18 protein-coding genes are annotated in these 17,649 nt (G+C 40.0%); 13 read left to right on the top strand and 5 right to left on the bottom strand.

Annotated elements, in window-relative coordinates; translation table 11 throughout:
- Positions 1-337 precede the first annotated feature (337 nt).
- The 12 genes from PF479_RS20455 (at position 338) to PF479_RS20400 (ending at position 12,521) form a co-directional block, all read left to right on the top strand.
- Positions 338-646 carry a nucleotidyltransferase domain-containing protein gene (locus PF479_RS20455; RefSeq protein WP_298010888.1) on the top strand — a complete coding sequence of 103 codons (309 nt, stop codon included), beginning with the start codon at positions 338-340 and terminating at the stop codon, positions 644-646.
- Positions 643-1,023 (top strand): HEPN domain-containing protein, encoded by a 381-nt coding sequence (locus tag PF479_RS20450; RefSeq protein ID WP_298010886.1) that lies wholly within the window; start codon positions 643-645, stop codon positions 1,021-1,023. The genes PF479_RS20455 and PF479_RS20450 overlap by 4 nt, the downstream gene beginning before the upstream one ends.
- A 305-nt stretch (positions 1,024-1,328) precedes the next feature.
- Positions 1,329-2,021, top strand: coding sequence for an ABC transporter ATP-binding protein (locus PF479_RS20445; RefSeq protein ID WP_298010885.1), 693 nt, complete (start codon positions 1,329-1,331; stop codon positions 2,019-2,021).
- 92 nt (positions 2,022-2,113) lie between these two features.
- On the top strand, positions 2,114-3,067 hold the full coding sequence (locus tag PF479_RS20440) for a hypothetical protein (RefSeq protein ID WP_298010883.1): 954 nt from the start codon (positions 2,114-2,116) through the stop codon (positions 3,065-3,067).
- Between the two features lie 910 nt (positions 3,068-3,977).
- A complete protein-coding gene (locus PF479_RS20435) occupies positions 3,978-4,829 on the top strand; it encodes a sugar phosphate isomerase/epimerase (RefSeq protein WP_298010882.1) in 852 nt (283 codons plus the stop codon).
- A 110-nt stretch (positions 4,830-4,939) separates the two neighbouring features.
- Positions 4,940-6,646 (top strand): sensor histidine kinase, encoded by a 1,707-nt coding sequence (locus PF479_RS20430; RefSeq protein WP_298010880.1) that lies wholly within the window; start codon positions 4,940-4,942, stop codon positions 6,644-6,646.
- Positions 6,646-7,731, top strand: a complete 1,086-nt coding sequence (locus tag PF479_RS20425) for a response regulator (RefSeq protein WP_298010878.1) — start codon at positions 6,646-6,648, stop codon at positions 7,729-7,731. Before PF479_RS20430 ends, PF479_RS20425 begins: the two co-directional genes overlap by 1 nt.
- Before the next feature lie 113 nt (positions 7,732-7,844).
- Positions 7,845-9,155 (top strand): ABC transporter substrate-binding protein, encoded by a 1,311-nt coding sequence (locus PF479_RS20420; protein WP_298010877.1) that lies wholly within the window; start codon positions 7,845-7,847, stop codon positions 9,153-9,155.
- 88 nt (positions 9,156-9,243) lie between these two features.
- Positions 9,244-10,197: a carbohydrate ABC transporter permease gene (locus PF479_RS20415; RefSeq protein ID WP_298010875.1), complete on the top strand. Its 954-nt coding sequence runs from the start codon at positions 9,244-9,246 to the stop codon at positions 10,195-10,197.
- 1 nt (position 10,198) lies between these two features.
- A complete protein-coding gene (locus tag PF479_RS20410; RefSeq protein ID WP_298010874.1) occupies positions 10,199-11,059 on the top strand; it encodes a carbohydrate ABC transporter permease in 861 nt (286 codons plus the stop codon).
- Between the two features lie 175 nt (positions 11,060-11,234).
- Positions 11,235-12,254 (top strand): glycoside hydrolase family 88 protein, encoded by a 1,020-nt coding sequence (locus PF479_RS20405; protein ID WP_298010872.1) that lies wholly within the window; start codon positions 11,235-11,237, stop codon positions 12,252-12,254.
- Between the two features lie 96 nt (positions 12,255-12,350).
- On the top strand, positions 12,351-12,521 hold the full coding sequence (locus PF479_RS20400; RefSeq protein WP_298010871.1) for a hypothetical protein: 171 nt from the start codon (positions 12,351-12,353) through the stop codon (positions 12,519-12,521).
- A gap of 194 nt (positions 12,522-12,715) precedes the next feature.
- Here the strand turns inward: PF479_RS20400 and PF479_RS20395 are convergent, their stop codons facing one another.
- Positions 12,716-13,102, bottom strand: a complete 387-nt coding sequence (locus PF479_RS20395) for a hypothetical protein (protein WP_298010869.1) — start codon at positions 13,100-13,102, stop codon at positions 12,716-12,718.
- 11 nt (positions 13,103-13,113) lie between these two features.
- Entirely contained in the window at positions 13,114-13,398 is a 285-nt protein-coding gene (locus PF479_RS20390) for a type II toxin-antitoxin system HigB family toxin (RefSeq protein WP_298010868.1), read from the bottom strand.
- A gap of 504 nt (positions 13,399-13,902) precedes the next feature.
- Here PF479_RS20390 and PF479_RS20385 point away from each other — a divergent pair.
- Entirely contained in the window at positions 13,903-14,808 is a 906-nt protein-coding gene (locus tag PF479_RS20385; RefSeq protein ID WP_298010866.1) for an NAD(P)-dependent oxidoreductase, read from the top strand.
- On the opposite strand, the gene PF479_RS20380 is transcribed toward PF479_RS20385, so the two are convergent.
- The 3 genes from PF479_RS20380 to PF479_RS20370 form a co-directional block, all read right to left on the bottom strand.
- A complete protein-coding gene (locus tag PF479_RS20380; RefSeq protein ID WP_298010865.1) occupies positions 14,791-15,156 on the bottom strand; it encodes an aspartate dehydrogenase domain-containing protein in 366 nt (121 codons plus the stop codon). The two genes, PF479_RS20385 and PF479_RS20380, sit on opposite strands and share 18 nt — an antisense overlap.
- Positions 15,157-15,751: 595 nt before the next feature.
- Complete coding sequence (locus tag PF479_RS20375) at positions 15,752-16,900, bottom strand: glycoside hydrolase family 3 N-terminal domain-containing protein (RefSeq protein ID WP_298010863.1); 1,149 nt, start codon at positions 16,898-16,900, stop codon at positions 15,752-15,754.
- Positions 16,901-17,189: 289 nt separating this feature from the next.
- Positions 17,190-17,621 (bottom strand): integrase core domain-containing protein, encoded by a 432-nt coding sequence (locus PF479_RS20370; RefSeq protein WP_298010861.1) that lies wholly within the window; start codon positions 17,619-17,621, stop codon positions 17,190-17,192.
- Positions 17,622-17,649 lie beyond the last annotated feature (28 nt).

The following is a 17,649-nucleotide window of genomic DNA, read 5'->3' as shown; positions in this document are numbered from 1 at the left end:
GATCATGAGACTGTCGGATAGTTGGAAAGTTTACCATATTCCATGTATTGAGTAAAATTGCGATTATGTTCAACTTCCTATTAGTACTTCAGGGTTTTTTATGCGGTAGAGAGGACTTGAATCTCCACACCCATGCGAGCACCAGCCCCTCAAGTTAGTAAATGTCCTTCTGTGGTACATATAGGGCAGAATGGAGCTATATCTCAGAGCGTATGTGGTATATTTTCCATATAAAACTTCTGGGTTTATATAATAAGGGCATCGATATTGACATCAGAATTTTCATTATATTCACTAACAGATTAAAACTATGTTATAATGTTTTTGGAGTAATGAAATGGATGAGCAGGATTTATTAATAGCAGCAGAAAGAATTAGATCTCATTACAATCAAGCTAAAATTTTATTATTCGGCTCATTTGCGAAAGAATCTCAAAGACCTGATAGTGACGTTGATCTTTGTATTATTCTAGAAAACCCACAAATGAGAACTATAGAAATAAGCAGATCTATAAGAAAGGAAATCTATCCTGTTCTTAAACGTCCTCTTGATATTTTAGTATATGACAAAAAAACATTTGATGAACGATCCTCATTTCCTCTTACACTTGAGTCCGAGATAATGGAATCTGCCAGAGAATTATGAATATTCAAGATATTGTGGACGAATGGATTGAATATAGTAAAAAGGATCTAGAATCAGCTGTTTTTCTTACTAAAATGCAACCTGAGCCTTTAGAAATAATTTGTTTCCATTGTCAACAATCTGTTGAAAAGCTTCTTAAAGCTTATCTGTATTCAAAAAATATAAAACCTCCCAGAACACATGATCTGGATGAGCTCATATCAATGTGCGATCATACTGAGATTACTTTACTACGGGATTTAACTATTCCCTTAAATGATTATTCTGTCATGGTTCGATATCCTTCTCATGAAGCGGTCAATCAAGAGGATAAACTGCAGGCAATTAAAATAACGGAGATAGTGTCTCAGACAATTACAGGTCTATTGAAGAAATAGATTCTTTGCAATTCTGTTCAAAATTAACCAGTTTTTGATTATCTGACACTCTCTTTCTTTTTAAGCTAACATCTAATTTTCGGAGGGATTACAATTTCAGTTCCATAATGAATGGAAAATTGAATCCTATGCCAACACTGAACTGAATGTGGCAAGATTGCTGGATTACCAATGGATCTTATTAAACTATCTTATTCCCATTCTGTTTAGATATTTCCTCGTTGCTTTGTCGTTCTTAAGTGGATTCTAACTACCTTGTTTGTATTATTAGATAGGTATAACTTTATTCAAAAGGGAGTTGTCTTGTGTTCGAGATTAAAGATCTGTCTGTGAAGAGGGACTCACATTTTATACTTGAAAAGGTCTCATGTGAGGCTATCCCTGGAGATCTCGTTGCTTTCTCTGGTTCAAATGGGTGTGGGAAAACCACTTTGCTGAATTGCATTGTAGGAAGTATTCCAGAATCAGGTGGTACTGTTAGCCTTTTCGGAGAGCCTTCAAATGTATCAGGAGACAAGATCAGTTTTATACCAGATGATGGTGGGATTATACCTTTATTAACGATAGATGAGCAGCTTACTTTGCAATGTTTGCTTTCTGGATTATCTGGGGATGAGACTCAAAGTAGGGTTGATCGTATAGTAGGGATACTCGAGCTTGGCGGGCATCGTGAAAAACGCGGTTCTGAGTTATCGTTGGGGCTTAAAAAGCGACTTGGAATTGGACTGGGAATAATTCGCGAAGCCGAGCTTTTTTTATTTGACGAACCATTTAGCGGGTTGGATTATTCCTCAGTAAGGGTTTTTTGCGGAATCCTTGAGGCAATAAGAATCCGGGGGAAAATCTCAGTAATCTCATCGCATTCATTTCCAGTGGAGGAGTCGTTATTTACCCGCAAGTGGGTAGTTCGTGATCGACAGATCTTACAGAATCCTGAAGATGGCAATACGATTCAGGCACATAATCTAGTAACACCGGAAATACCGTGGCTGAGCTGATTTCAATCCGGAAAATCTCGATGAATCTGCATCTCAGGGGGATACATAGGTTGAATGGAGATCCCAGACTGGGAGTAGTCGGGGTTTTCCTATTGTTTATTCTGGTAGTTCGAACTGCTGCTAATTTGTTTTTGATACGATCATTAGCATCAGGCACAGCTATAATTGATACTTCTCAGGTTAGCTGTGTGATGCTCTCTTATACCGCATTCTGGGGATGTCTGGGTGGGGCAATGCATTTATTGAGACTTCTCAAGGTCATCCCGAAGAATGCATTTATCAACAATAGACAGCAGGGAAGGAAGTTTCGAAAGTCATTCAGACGGCAGATTCTGTTGTGTTATCCAATCAATTATTTCAGCTTCATTTTTATTGTTTCTATCACGTTCCTTATTCCATCAGGAGACCAAATCTATTTTCTTGGGCGCAGTATAATAGTTCTTTTATCAATGATGGTAGCCTTTATCGTATTAGAGATGCTGCCGGATGGAATTCTGCCGGAAACCAGGGATCTTCAGATTATAGAGGTGTTATTCCTTTTGTTTATGGTGGTTCTTAATCCCGATATCGGAAATGTCGGTAATAAAGTGGTTATTCTGTCACAGGGATTCCTGCTTCCCATTAGCGGGAATTTAGCGTTGATTGCTACTCCGGCAGCAGTGCTGATTATCCTTGTTGCGTTTATATTACTGGTTTTAATAAAGAGAGGAGAACGTAAGGTGGAAAATCGTCTAAGGTTTCCGGTTCTTGTGCTCTGGTATGGTCGCGTTATCGGAAGAATCTGGTTCATTCTCTATCTGATTGTTTTACCATTGATTTATTCGCCATATATAGGTGGACAGTTGAAAAGAATACTTTCAGTTGGAACTATGATTTTTGGGGTTTTCAGTGTTCTGCTGTTCAAGGGAATTTCCAGTGTAGAGGTAGACTCCCTGTGGCATCGATCTGTTTTAAAAGTGGAGCACAGGTATTTGTGGTTGCCGGTTTATAGTATTTCAGTTTTTCTTGGGAGTGTCCCCGGAGTTTTTTTCTTGTTTTTTAAGTAATTGACATGAGAATAAAGCGAATATAAAAGTAGGTATTATAGAAATCTTGTTCAATTCCAATCTGTCCCACCGATGGAACTGAATGGCGCAAGAATACCACATTAGAGACTTCTCCACATTCATTCCTAACTCAGATATCAATGTCCTACCAGAGCTCCAATGGTGCTCTGGAGCTTTTTCATAAAGGCCAAAGGGTGTTTCAAGTCCTCTTTTTCTTAGGACATAAAAAAACCCTGAAACACATTAGTACTTCAGGGTTTTTTTATGCGGTAGAGAGGATTTGCCTTCTGTTCGACAATATTCTATTCCTACCAAGGCTATGAAATCGCCGTGGTGATATTTTTGCTCAGGGCCGAAGGGCCTGCGGTCTCTCTCCAGGCCCTCTTTCGAATCTAAAACGGCGTCCTGCCGTTTTACGCTCCAAGTATTCGCGCCGATTCTACAGTTCATATAGGGCTGTATAGTGTCATATCTCAGAGCTTATGTAGTCTGTCCATCATATATTGCTTCTGGATTTATATACTAAGGGCATCAGACTTTTTATGTACCATTTTTAATCCCAATCAGGTATATTACTAATATCACTCTGGAACAGATCAAATCCATATTATTAAGAAGAAGCCTATACTCATGGCTCAAGGAACTGATTCAGAAGTGAGAGATAGATGGAGAAAAGTACAGGGGCTGTACGCCGATGTAGAGGATAGGATGGATACATCCGGGACCATTCGGTATTCTTTCAGGGGATTTCCATCGAAGATACCAGGAGTGTTCTGGTGCGGTACAAAAACAAGATGACACGGGCATATTCCCTTAATGCCTTCTGTCCCTGCGAGGGATAGCCGCCAATAAATCTTTTGAAACAGGTCAATTGATCAGGATCGATGATCTGTTTAAACTGGAGTTAGCCATGATCGGAGCAAGAGGACATGATATAGCTGCCATGTGCGCAGGAAAACTGGCAGAAGCTATGAAGACAAGGGGATTTTCCGCAGTACAACTGGTTCCTTACCGGGGAATCCCGGGAATTGGTGACGCTCCCGGCCAGATAACACCGGCTCTGGCCAGAGGAATCAGGCAGGAATTCGAATCCCGCGGCATTCATATTGCGTTGATGGGATGTTATTTCAATATGCTTGAACCGGAGGGACCCTGTTTGAGGGCGAATGTGGAACGATTTTCTGAATACCTGCGTTATGCAGCGGATTTCGGTTGCCGATTGGTAGGAACCGAGACGGGTTCCTATAATAAAGATATGTCATTTCACCCGGACAATCACGGGGAAAAAGCTTATCAGAGAGTATTAAAGATTTTCAGAGAATTGCTGCCGGAGGCTCAGAACCATGGATCAATTATTGCTATAGAAGGCCTTTACAATTATGCAATTTCAACACCGCCACGGCTGAAACGTCTATTGGATGATCTGGATTCCAGCAATGTACAGGTTATTTTTGATCCTGTGAATCTTCTTCATGAGAGAAACGCACTCAATTCCAGAGAGCTTGTACAAGAAGCCTTTGATTTATTCGGAGACAGGATTCTTGTGATCCATGCCAAAGACTTTATTCTGGAGGATGGAAAGATCCGGACTGTCCCTTTGGGTGAAGGCTTGCTGAATTATGATCATCTGTTAACTCTGGCATCAGAACATAAACCCTATATTGATGTCATTATTGAAGATCTCAGGGGAGATGAACTTGATCGAAGCCGGCGTTTTCTTGAAGAGAAAATGAAAGCTGTCGGAATGCCGGTTTTATACTGAGCAAATAGGAAAGCAGGCTGTACGCCTGAAGGCTTCCGGCGGTGTTGATCTCAATTTTCACTGGACTTAAAAAGAGTTGCTTCGTGAGAATATCGTGATAATATAGGGCAATGAAAATCCGATCCCGTTTTCTGTTATTCCTTCTCTCATCCTATGTTGCGGTCCTATTGGTCGGAATTTCTTATCAGGTTAATTCCTTCCGCCTGTTCAGCGGTTATCTGTACGACTCTGTGTCAGAAACGTTCTTCTCATCGGTAGGATCTTTTACTAACAGCATTAACAACCTTGAACAATTATCAGTCACAATAATGGCAAACGAGTTGACTCAGAACTATCTCAAACAGGAATTGTTAGCAGAGAATACATATCTAAAAACCAGAAGACGTGAAGAATTAATGCAAAATTTATCACTATATACATTAATCAATTCCCCTCTCAATAACATAATTCTTGTCGATTCCCAAAGAAGTATCTATCATGCCGATACAAATAATAAGAGCGGCAGTCAGTATGAAGCCTATGTTCTGGGAAACATTCTGCAGGAGACCCTGGATCTGCAGGGAAAATATCTATGGTCAAAATGGAAGTCGGAACCGACTTACCTGGTTCTGTCCAGGAAGATCAATCTTGTGGGGAACTACCTGGTTCAACCTGAGGCCGCCCTATTTCATTTTATCGATATAGAAAAGCTGCTTGAAGAGAACCTACCGCAGATAAAGCACTACAAACTCAAAACTTCAATTTATTATAATGGTGATCTATTCTATTCCAGGTTCATAGATGATTCTGATGGAATCAAAGAAGCTATGGATAAAAAGCGTTATATGACCTTGTGGCTGGGAGGTGAACCTCATTTTGCAACAAGAATAAAGACACCGGACAATAAATGGGAATTTCTGTTTCTGATACCAACTAAAGAATTATTTGAGAATATGTATAAGATGAATAGAACAATCTATATATCATATCTGGTTTTATTCATTTTTTTCACTATTCTGATAGTAAGGTCATCAAAACGCATAACATCTCCCATTATCAAATTATCAAGAGAAATGAAACTGATTGACGAAACGGACTTTGCATCAGCAAAACCCATTGAGCTTCCCCGGCATGCATCAGATGAAGTAGAACTACTCTATTTTGAATTCTACCAGATGATAAATAAGATTGATACTCTTGTTAATAAAAATCTGAAGCAGCAATTGTCTTTGAATCAATCTCAGCTTGAATCATTGTCAAATCAGCTGAATCCCCACTTCCTCTATAACACTCTGGATTCTCTATACTGGATGGCAGAGTTGAATAAACAGCCGGAAATGGCAGCAATGGTAAAATCTTTGAGTAAGCAGTTGAGAACATCTCTCTATAATGAAGATCCGTTAATAACAGTAAAAGAGCAGTTGGATCTTCTTAATGATTATTTCTATATCCAGAAAATCCGGTTTAAAGAACGTCTTGAATATGCAATAGACGTTGATCATGAACTTTACAATGAGAAGATTCCCAGATTTACACTTCAACCCCTTGTGGAAAATTCCATTAAATATTCTCTGGAGGAAATGGGGAGCCAGTGTCTTATAAAAGTCTCCATTCATAAAAGTGAGACCGATGAGGGCATGACAATACACATCAGGGATAATGGACCGGGATTGGATTCCGGTAAAAAAAAGGATGAGAAATCCGGTATAGGTCTGAGTAATCTTCAAAAACGGTTGAAATTGCTTTACGGCATCAGAGGGAAATTTGAGATGAGCAGTAAAAAGGACCTGGGGACTGATATAGAATTATTTGTGCCATATACAAAGGAAAAAATATAATGGTAAAGATTCTTCTTGTAGACGATGAAGCGTTCAGTTTAAAGGGCATGCAGGGCCTGGTCCCTTGGTCTCAATGGAATTGTGAGATTGCAGCAGTTGCCAATAACGGAAAAAGAGCTCTTGAAATCCTGAACTCCCAAAAAATTGATATCGTTTTTACAGACATTAAGATGCCGGAAATGGATGGCCTGGAACTAATTAGAGAAGTCAAGATGATCAATAGTCATATAGACTTTGTCATTATAACCGGATATGGAGAATTCGAATATGCACAGAAGGCCGTAAAATACGGTGTAAAAAATTATCTGTTAAAACCAGTGGGAATTTCAGAAATAGAGGAAACCTTATTAGAGCTTACAGGAAACCAGGTTCATCCGGAACAGGAGCAGGAAGTTCCAGATCTACAGAAAGAGGGTTCCGAGTGTTCCTGTATCTCCGTTGAATCTTTTGTAGAAGAAATTTTAATTTCAGTTACACAAAAAAACTGGAACAAAATCAGCGAAATACTTCTGCTCTTTTTTAAAGAGATCAGCAATCATAGATGTAATTTGGAACAAACCCGGGTTCACGCCATAAATCTTTTGTCATCACTGATAAAGAACGAGATAATCTACTCTAATGATAAAACATTACTCCTCGCCGGAGAAATCGGTTCGGCAAAGAATCAAAGCGGTATCTACAATATCCTGAAAGATCAGATATTGTTAACTCAAAACCAGGGAGAACAGTCTTTCAGCAGAAAGATGAATCCTCATATCCAGAAAATACTCATTTATCTGATAAAGCATTACAAAGATAATAATCTGACATTGAAATGGTTGTCAGAAAATGTTGTATATCTTAAGTCCGATTATCTGGGCAAGTTATTTTTAAGCGAAACAGGAAAAACATTTGCCCAGTATCTTACCGAGTTCAGAATTGCCCGTGCTGTTGAATATCAGAGAGGTGATTCAACAATTCAAATACATACTCTGGCTGAACTTGTAGGCTACCAGGATAATGTGAGTTATTTTATTAAACAATACAAGAAAATTACAGGCATGACCCCTGTTGAGTTTGCTATGAGTTCTGTTGTTAACGCCTGATAAACCTTATCTTAAATGATCACTAATTTATGATATTAAACCTACTTGTATAATACATGACAGCTGAAAAAAAGCATTCATATAATTAATAAAATTATATGAGGAGGCACAAGGTGCAAAAAAGGAATAACAGAATTTTACTGATTCTGAGTGTGATGCTATTTACTTTTACCAGTCAGGTGTTCAGTACAGGACAGACTGAGGCTGAGTCGTCAGAAGGACCCGAAGAGTCATATATGAGACTTGCCTGGTGGGGTAATCCAGTAAGAGACGAAAAAACCATTGCTGTGGCTAATCTTTATATGGCGAATAATCCCAGCGTTACCATTGAGACAGAAACAACAGGTTGGGGAGGTTACTGGGATAGAATAAATACACAGGTAGCATCTGCCAGTCTCCCTGATATCATGCAGCATGATTATGCTTATATGCTTCAGTTTGTTCAGAGAAACATTTTAACTGATTTAACACCTTATGTTGATTCCGGTGTAATCGATCTGGGCAATGTGAATGAAACTTTCCTGTCAGGTGGAAGAGTCGATGGAAAACTGTATGGAATAAGTCTGGGAACAAATGCTTTCAGTCTTGTATACGATACAGCTGTATTCGAAGCTGCAGGAATTGCCGAACCGGACTTCACCAGCTGGACATGGGCGGATTTTGAAGAAATAGCAATTGAGATATTTGAAAAAACCGGCGTTCAGACTATGCCCCTTTCCACAACAGACCCCAAAGTCCTATTTGACAATATGATCAGACAGACCGGTGCCTCCACTTATGCAAAAGATGGAAAATCTCTCGGATTTACTGATACGACTGTTCTGAAAGAGTACTTTAATGTACAGCTCAGATTACTCGAAGCAGGAGTTCTTGTGAATCCGGAAGTCGCATTTGTCACTGTGACAGCAGAAGAGGGTCAGCTAGCTAAAGGTAATGTCTGGTGTGATTACATCTGGAGTAATCAGTTGGCATCAACACAGGCTGTTTCAGAGAATCCCTTAAAAATGGTTCTGTTACCTAAAATCAAAAATGCAAAGAGACCGGGAACTTTCCTGAAACCCTCTATGTTTTTCTCAATTCCAGCTTCAGCTGAAAATCCCGATGAAGCGGCAAGATACTTGAACTTCTTCTTAAATGACAGTGCTGCCAATGATATTCTGGCTGCGGAAAGAGGTGTTCCCATTCCTTCAGATGTTCGTGAAGCCCTCAAAGCATCGGCAAGCGATTTAAACAAAATAGTCTTTGACTATATCGGAGTTGTTGCTGAGAACTCCAGTCCTATCGATCCTCCCGACCCAAAATCCTCCGGAGAATTCCTGAAAATGTTTAGAGATTCAACTCAGGAAATCCTGATGGGTATCATTTCAGTTGATCAGGGTGTGGCCAAAATTATGGAAGAAGGTAATGCTATTTTAGCGAAATAACTTCTGTACTTTTAGTATTACTTATAGGGAAGCCCTTTGATCTCAATCGGCTTCCTTTTATCATCACATGAAAGGTAACAAACTTAATATGAGTTTAATAACTAACGGTTCAACCGGAATAAATCTCGAGAAGAGCCTGAGTGAAAGAAAAGCAATCATCCGTGAGAATCTGGCAGGTTATGCTTTTATTGCTCCATGGCTTATCGGATTCTTTGCATTTTCGATTATACCGATCTTAACATCACTGTATTTTTCATTTACCAGTTATGATATTTTAGGGACTCCGGTTTTGAATGGAGTGAACAATTTTAAAAATATGTTACAGGATAAACTTTTCTGGAAGTCATTGGCTGTAACATTCAACTATGCTTTTGTCTCTGTTCCTTTAAGACTTCTTTTCGCTTTTTTTGTAGCGTTATTATTTAACAGGAATATCAGGGGAATCAGATTCTACCAGATGATCTATTATATTCCCTCTATTGTGGGAGGAAGTATTGCCGTAGCTGTTATGTGGCGACGCTTATTTATGGCTGATGGAGCCATAAACTCTGTCCTGAATCTTCTGGGGATGGATGTTCACATATCCTGGATAGGCAAGCCGGATACAGCACTCTGGACATTGATCATACTTGCCACCTGGCAATTCGGATCATCAATGCTCATCTTTTTAGCGGGCTTGAAACAGATTCCGCAATTCTACTATGAGGCAGCTGATATCGATGGAGCTAACAGTTTCAGAAAATTTATAAGTATAACCCTGCCTCATCTGTCTCCGGTTATATTTTTTAATCTGATTATGCAGATCATTGCCGGTTTTACCGTATTCACACAGGCTTTCGTTGTCTCCGGTGGATCGGGAGACCCGCTTAACAGCACTCTGGTTTACGCTTTATATCTCTATCAGAGAGCTTTTAAATACTATGAGATGGGTTACAGCAGTGCCATGGCCTGGATTCTCGTTTTGATCGTCGGGCTTTTTACAGCTATTATTTTCAAATCCTCTTCGGCATGGGTATTTTACGAATCTAAGGAAGGGGAATAAAATGGACAACAAAACAAAAAAACTATACAAAAACCGCATGAAGAGTCTGGAGTTCCATTTACTGGCAGTTATATTAGGGTTCATTATGCTATACCCTGTGTTATGGATGGTTTCCAATTCATTCAAGACAACTCAGGAGATATTCAGTCAAAATTCATTTTCTCTGATACCGGAAAAATTACTCCTGGAGAATTACCGCCGGGGATGGCGATATAATGGATCAACCACCTTTACAACATTCTTTAAAAACTCATTTATATACACGGGATTTGCGACTTTCGGAGCGGTTCTGACATCCTCTCTGATTGCCTTCGGCTTTGCCCGTATTAAATTTATAGGCAGAAACTTCTGGTATACCTGCATGTTCCTGACACTGATGATTCCCTTTCAGGTTGTAATGATACCGCAGTTCATTATTTTTTATAAACTGGGTTGGGTTAATACATTTCTGCCTCTGATTGTTCCCATGTTCGGAGGTGTTCCCTTCTTCATATTTCTAATGGTTCAGTTTATAAGGCAGATTCCAGTGGATCTCGATAATTCGGCAAAGATCGACGGATGCAGTAAGTTTATGATTTATTCGAGAATTATTTTCCCCCTTATAAAGCCTGCATTGATCACTGCAACAATTTTCAGTTTTTACTGGCGCTGGGATGATTTCATCGGACCTCTTCTCTTTTTAAACAAACCAAAACTTTTTACGGTTTCACTGGCTCTGCGCATGTTTGCCGACCCGCAAACCTCTACGGACTGGTCGGCTATTTTTGCCATGGGGACTTTATCTCTTTTTCCAGTAATTATTATATTTCTCATCTTTCAGAAATATATTGTACAGGGACTGGTAACAACAGGTTTGAAATAAGAATTATGTGAAGTGGATAATGTTTAATATATCATCTGAAAGGACTATTTATGCCAACTGTACCGGTCTTCAAGCTGCGGATAAAGTTATGGAAGCCATTCAGAGAGGTATCTCTACATTAAGGACTTCCTTCTTATTGCTGCAAGAGAGAAAGTATAAATAGGAGAAATACAGATTGTTGAAAATAGAATATGACCGCGAGAAAATTATAGAAATTATTGATGCTGTTGTGAAGAAAACCATGTCTATGGACCTGACCTGGGAATGGCCCTGCGGTGTTGCCTTTTACGGTGTAGCAGATGCCTATTACAAGACAGGTAACAATGATTATATTGATATGCTGAAGCAGTGGACCGATGAATATCTGAATCTGGGGTTGCCTGATTTTACGGTTAATACCTGTGCAATGGGGCATATGCTCATCACCCTTCATGAAGCGACGGGGGATGAAAAGTACTGGAAGGTCGCCATGGAAAAAGTGCTGTACCTGAGAGAGAGTGCATTGCGCTTTGGTGAAAATGTGCTTCAGCATACCGTTTCCTCTGACAATGATTTTCCAGAGCAGGCCTGGGCAGATACTCTTTTTATGGCAGCCTTTTTCCTTCTGCGCGTTGGTGTTAAGCTCGGTGATAAGGAAATCATCAATGATGCCCTGGATCAGTATGAGTGGCATATCCGGTTTCTTCAGAACAAGGAGGCCGGCCTTTGGTATCACGGCTATAGTCACAAAGAACAAAATAATATGTCCGGTTTTTTCTGGGGTAGAGCCAATGCCTGGGCTGCATATACCATGTCCAGAATGAAAATCCTCCTCAAAGATTGGTACCTCTATCCCCAGTGCATGAACATCGAGTGCTCCCTTCGGGATCAGCTCTCAGCTATTAAATATTTACAGACGGAAAAAGGCTTATGGCGGACAGTTCTCGATGATGAGCAGTCTTATGAGGAAATCTCCGCCTCTTGTGGAATTGCAGCGGCCATGATTAACAACAAGAATCCCCTCCATTCAAAATATGTTCAGAAAGCCCTGACAGGCATCCTCGAAAATATAAGCAATGATGGCCGTGTTCTCAATGTTTCAGCGGGAACAGCAGTAATGAATGACCGGGAGGGGTATTTCAATGTCCCGAAAGAATGGATTCAGGGATGGGGTCAGGGATTGGCATTGGCTTTTCTCGCAGACCTGTTGGACTAAAGTAGAAGCATAAATGAATACGCTGATTCCAGAGTGCATCTGGGCTGTAGTAGAGAAGTGTTTCACAGAATTGAATTATATTCTCAGGAATTCTTGATGGATAAAATAGTCCTGAAAGTTGATAAAAGCGAAAAAGGTGGTTTTAGAGGGCCTAAAGAACATACTGAATGTCTTGATGGAAAACACATTTTCCGGAACTGTTACATAGAAGGGGATATAGATTTTATATTTGGAGGAGCCCGTCCTATAGTTTTTAGACAGCTATGAGAATTAAGCACTGCTGCGGAAATAATGATGGTGGAGTCCTGCCAGAATTCCCTTCTTTTTTATGAGCGGCCACCAGCCCCTCAAGTTAGTAAGTGTTCTTATGTTATCCATATAGGGCTGTATATCAAAGCTTATGTGGTAAGTTTTCCATATTCAGCTACTGGGTTCATATTATAATGGCATCAATTCTGGCGTCAAATAAAAAGTTCGGGAGATACACCATACTTTTCAGAGAGCCTTCTGATATGTCCGAGGTTTAATTGCTTTTTTCCACTAAGAATCTCATTAATTACTGTTCGGGAGGCGACATCCGAGAGATCTCCCTGTTTGTGTTCATGATTCTCCATAAGATGCCTTAATATCTCTTTTGGAGGAACATCTTGAATTGGATAGTGTTCATCTTCAAATGCCGATATCAAGCCTGTTATATAATCAATAACAGGCTCCAATTCTGTTTCCCCAGCTTCAAATCTATCCGTAAGTTCCATAAGATGCTGGACAGCTCTATCATTTTCTTCATCTGTATGAATCTGGAGACTTTGCATGAATTTTCCTAATTCATTATCCAGGGCATAACTCATATCATACCTCCTTAACAATATCTTTTCGTATATTCAGCATGAGGTAAAAAATCTATAATAAAAATAGTTTTTCCCCATGTATATCTAACAATCAAACGGAAATCATTTCCTTTGATATTTATACAAATGTAATCAGAACCTTTAAGATTATCAGCAGATGGGTAAGCTTTTCTAAGCTCCAGAATATTTCTAAATGTTGATTTCTCATTGACTTTTAACCACCCTCGAAGACCAGCTTCAGCTGAAGGGTACTGTCTTATATACTCCTCAATTGTTTTCCGCTTGATGATCGTCATTAATGCTCCCTAATTTAATTGTCGTATTTTGTGACATTTTTGTAAAGACGAAAATCTGTACTTTCAATAAATTTGCGCTAAAATGATTATTAACCCGTCCTATGGCTTTTTACACGTTCATGCACTGCTTCGGTAATGTTAACCTAAGCGGAGGGGTCACCCCCTCCACTCGGTTACAAAACCGGACGTGAGACTTTCACCTCATCCGGCTCCTCAATAATCTGATCTTTGTCATAGATACTTCTTCTTCTCAGAGCCATTATGTTTCAAACTTTTCAAAGTGCCTCTCTTTCACAGTTCGGATTAAAAATATTTCAAGAACCTATAGGACGTGACTTTTCTGGGTTTAATAAATAGTTGCATTGAATATGAAAAGTTTTCCATCTAACAGATCAATTTATATTCGGGAAATTAGTCAGTTGAAATAAAAACTCCGATACAACATTGAACAGAAGAGGCATATGACATAAAGTGGTTATTACTAGTGACAATGGAGAATAATCTATGTTTACAAAACTTATAGCGATTGAACCGGTAAGTTTGATTCCAACGGCAGAAAAAAAACTCTACACACTGGCGAAAGACGTTGTGATGTATAGAGATATCCCCTCTGATTCTGATGAAATTGCATTGCGCATTGGTGATGCCGACGCTGTACTACTGAGTTACACATCAATACTTGACCGCGGTGCACTTGAAAAATGCCCCAATGTAAAATATATCGGAATGTGCTGTTCTCTTTATTCACCGGAAAGTGCAAATGTCGATATTCCTTATGCCAAGGAACGAGGGATCACTGTTACTGGAATCAGAGATTATGGAGATGAAGGAGTCGTTGAATACGTTCTCAGTGAACTCGTTCGCTGCTTCCATGGCTTCGGAAAGAATCCTGACGGAAGTTCGGTTCGCCCCTGGGATGGTATGGCTCGTGAAATTACCGGATTAAAGGCCGGAATTATTGGGCTGGGAAAATCGGGAGGCATGATTGCCGATGCTCTAAAGCTTTTCGGGGCAGATATATCCTATTATTCCCGGAGTGAAAAAAAAGAAGCAAAAGAAAAAGGATACCAGTTTTTATCTTTAGCGGAATTACTGACACAAAGCGAAGTTGTTATTACCTGTCTGAATAAAAACACTGTTCTACTGCACAAAGAAGAATTTGAACAACTTGGAAACCGCAAGATTTTATTCAATACCGGACTTTCACCCTCCTGGGACGAAAAGCCTTTTGCAAAATGGCTGGAGGGAGACAACCTGGTTTTCTGTGATTCTCTGCCAGCTCTGGGTAATCAAAAATTCTCTGATCATCACCACGTGCGCTGTATGAATGTTTCATCGGGAAGGACGCGTCAGGCGTTTGACCGCCTGAGCGAAAAAGTGTTAGCTAATATTCTAGAATACAATGGGTGATGTAATATTTTGGAGTGTGTTCACGACACTCCATCCAGCAATCTGGGGTGTTGAACTGTAGACATCTACCACCCCGTGAACTTGTGTATTTTTAACTTCGATGCGGTGCCTGTCACCGATGAACCCCGGTGTTGAAGTCATAGTCATTTTGATCTTTTCTGATCCCACTGTTGCTAGAGCAGCGGCAACGGATACATTTGTTTTTGTAGAGAATAACTCAATGGCTTTTTTTGCGCTTCCCTTAAAAACCATCCGTTTTTCACTTTGTAAGGATTCATTATATACGGCTGTCCCTCTCAGGGAATCCGGTCCTTTTTCTGTATCAAAGGATGCTGTACAGTTTCCCATAAGAGATACTGTCCGCATGAGATCAAAACCGCCGATAGCTCCTGAAACGAGGTGTACACGACTATTGTTTTTTCTTGCCGCTTACTGACAATTTAATATGCGAAAAGTAAATCAGGACAGAAATGTTGAATCTTTAAGGTGCTTCAGTATTTTTAAGAAATTGGAATCTATAAAAATCAGCTTGATCAGTTGACGAGGAACAGTCATTTTCATGTTTCTACCAATCTGAGGAAACACCTATCCTATGGCTAATGATGAAAGTTTTCCATATTACTCCTTTTATTATCTTTCGATAAAAGTATCTCTAGGAATAACTATGCTTTCATATTGAACGTGTCCTATCGACAGGACAGGTTTTCCTTTCCCCATACTTTAATGGCATGAGCCTTGATTTTAATAATAAGGACAATCTGCCATTCAAAGTCAGGGTGTTTTTTGACGTGGTACTTATTAAGATAGGAGATGCAGCCTAAATAAAATTTTAAGTGAATTTAATAATATCAAACCACATGAGGTCTAAGTGTATTCAGGGCCATAATCCCGTAAATCTTCAAGCAGCCGTATAAGCTTTCATATCACATTGTTTCGAAGAATTCTAATCCGGGAATCTCAGAATTCCCGCATCTTTTTTCGCTGTTAAAACCCGAAACAACCCTTCATTGATTTGCCGGTTGCTGATCGTTCCATCGATGACCATGGCCTCTACTTTATCGATGAGCTCTGGTATGTTGTACTGGCTGTGAACCAGAATCACATCGATTCCGACTTCGAAGCAACGGGCAATGGTTTCATCCAGAGTGTAGTTTTTAGCTAAAGCCCCCATGGCAAGGCCGTCGGATATGATCATCCCGGTAAACCCCAGTTCGTCACGGAGAAGATCGACAATAAACGGCTCCGAGAGGGTTACCGGATAGTCCTCATCAATATCTGGAAAAAGAAGATGTGCAGTCATAATCGCCGGCGCACCGGCGTCTATTGCTTCTTTGAAAGGCATAAGATGTCTTCGCAGTTCTTCGGAAGAGAGATTCTCGATGACCGGCAGATTACCATGGGAATCCACAGAAGATAATCCATGCCCTGGAAAGTGCTTCAGAACAGGGATCACCCCCGATTTCAGTGCTCCCTCCACATATGCTTTACCAAAGAGGGAGGTTCGTTCCTCATCAGCACCGAATGAGCGGTCTCCGATAATGGAACTGTCAGGTTTGGGATAAAGATCGAGCACCGGAGCCAGATTCATATTAATTCCGATGGATTTGAGCTGCAGTCCATTCACATAAGAGGCGGATCTGATCAGTTCTTCACTGTTTCTCACTGCAAGATTAAAGGCAGAGGGGAATTGCACAAACTCATCAAAACGAAAGGCAGCGACACGCCCACCTTCCTGGTCTGCGGTGAGAAAAAGAGGGATACCCGGAGGACTTTCACTGACCCAGCTTTGCAGTCGAGTAGTAAGCTCTATCGTCTCGGCAAGGCTGGTATAATTCCACGGGTATAGTATAAAACCTCCAATTTCGCCTGAAGTGATCAGAGACTGTATTTCATCAGTGAGGCCATCCTTAGGTATCCACCCAATCATACGCTGTCCTATCCGCTGCCTTAGGGTGAGATTTTTTATAAGTGTGGCTATCTCCAGTTCTTCTTCTGTCAGGCTGATTACTTTCGTAGAGGTCGATGATGATGTCGCACATCCCAGCATGAGGAAAGCCAGTAAGGTGAGGCAGACTCTATTTATTTTTTTCATCGAGAACCGGCATCAGGAAACATTTTCAAATGTTATGTGATGTAATTTGACCAGTCAAGCAGAAAATTAAATAACAGTATTTTTAAGAATGTAAGAGAAAGGAAAAAGTTGGTTTCCCTACTATAATTCTATTAACCCGAAAGGTTTAAGCGATGTGGTAGAGAGGACATGCCTTTCATTCAGCAGTTTTATTCATTGGTTTACATTTTTTCTTATTCTCTGAAAAAAAGTTCGGAAATCATTAAAGAATCTGCTTATTATTACAATAATTTCAGGGCGTGGTGTAGTTTTATTCCATCGGGCGAGAATTTAAGCACTGCTTCTGTAATAATGGTGGTGCAAGACGCCTAAGATTCGTTATTTTTTTGATATTGCCGCTGGTTTGGATAATTCTTTCAACCGGAATTTTATTAATTCCCTGATGAGGACGTTGATGGTTATAATATTCAACATATTCCTTAACTATTTTCCGAACCTGTTTTTCTGAAAAGATCAGAAAATGATCCATAGCTTCACGTCGAATTGTACCATTCAATCTTTCAACATAAGCATTCATGCAAGGAAGTATGGGCGAGCAGAAAGCTTGCTTTCGACCAGCCTTAGGCGCCGAAGTACAGATATTAACACCATTGATGCCGTACCAGCTGTAGTCAAACGATGTAAACTGTGGAGCATTATCATAAATCAGAGTCTTTTTTTCCGGATGCTCCTCTGAGAACAATTGAATCCTTTGTTTGACAAATTCTCTG

This window comes from Oceanispirochaeta sp., assembly GCF_027859075.1.
In the GTDB taxonomy this organism is placed as follows: Bacteria; Spirochaetota; Spirochaetia; order DSM-2461; family DSM-2461; genus Oceanispirochaeta.
This window is presented reverse-complemented; position numbering and strand designations above follow the sequence as displayed.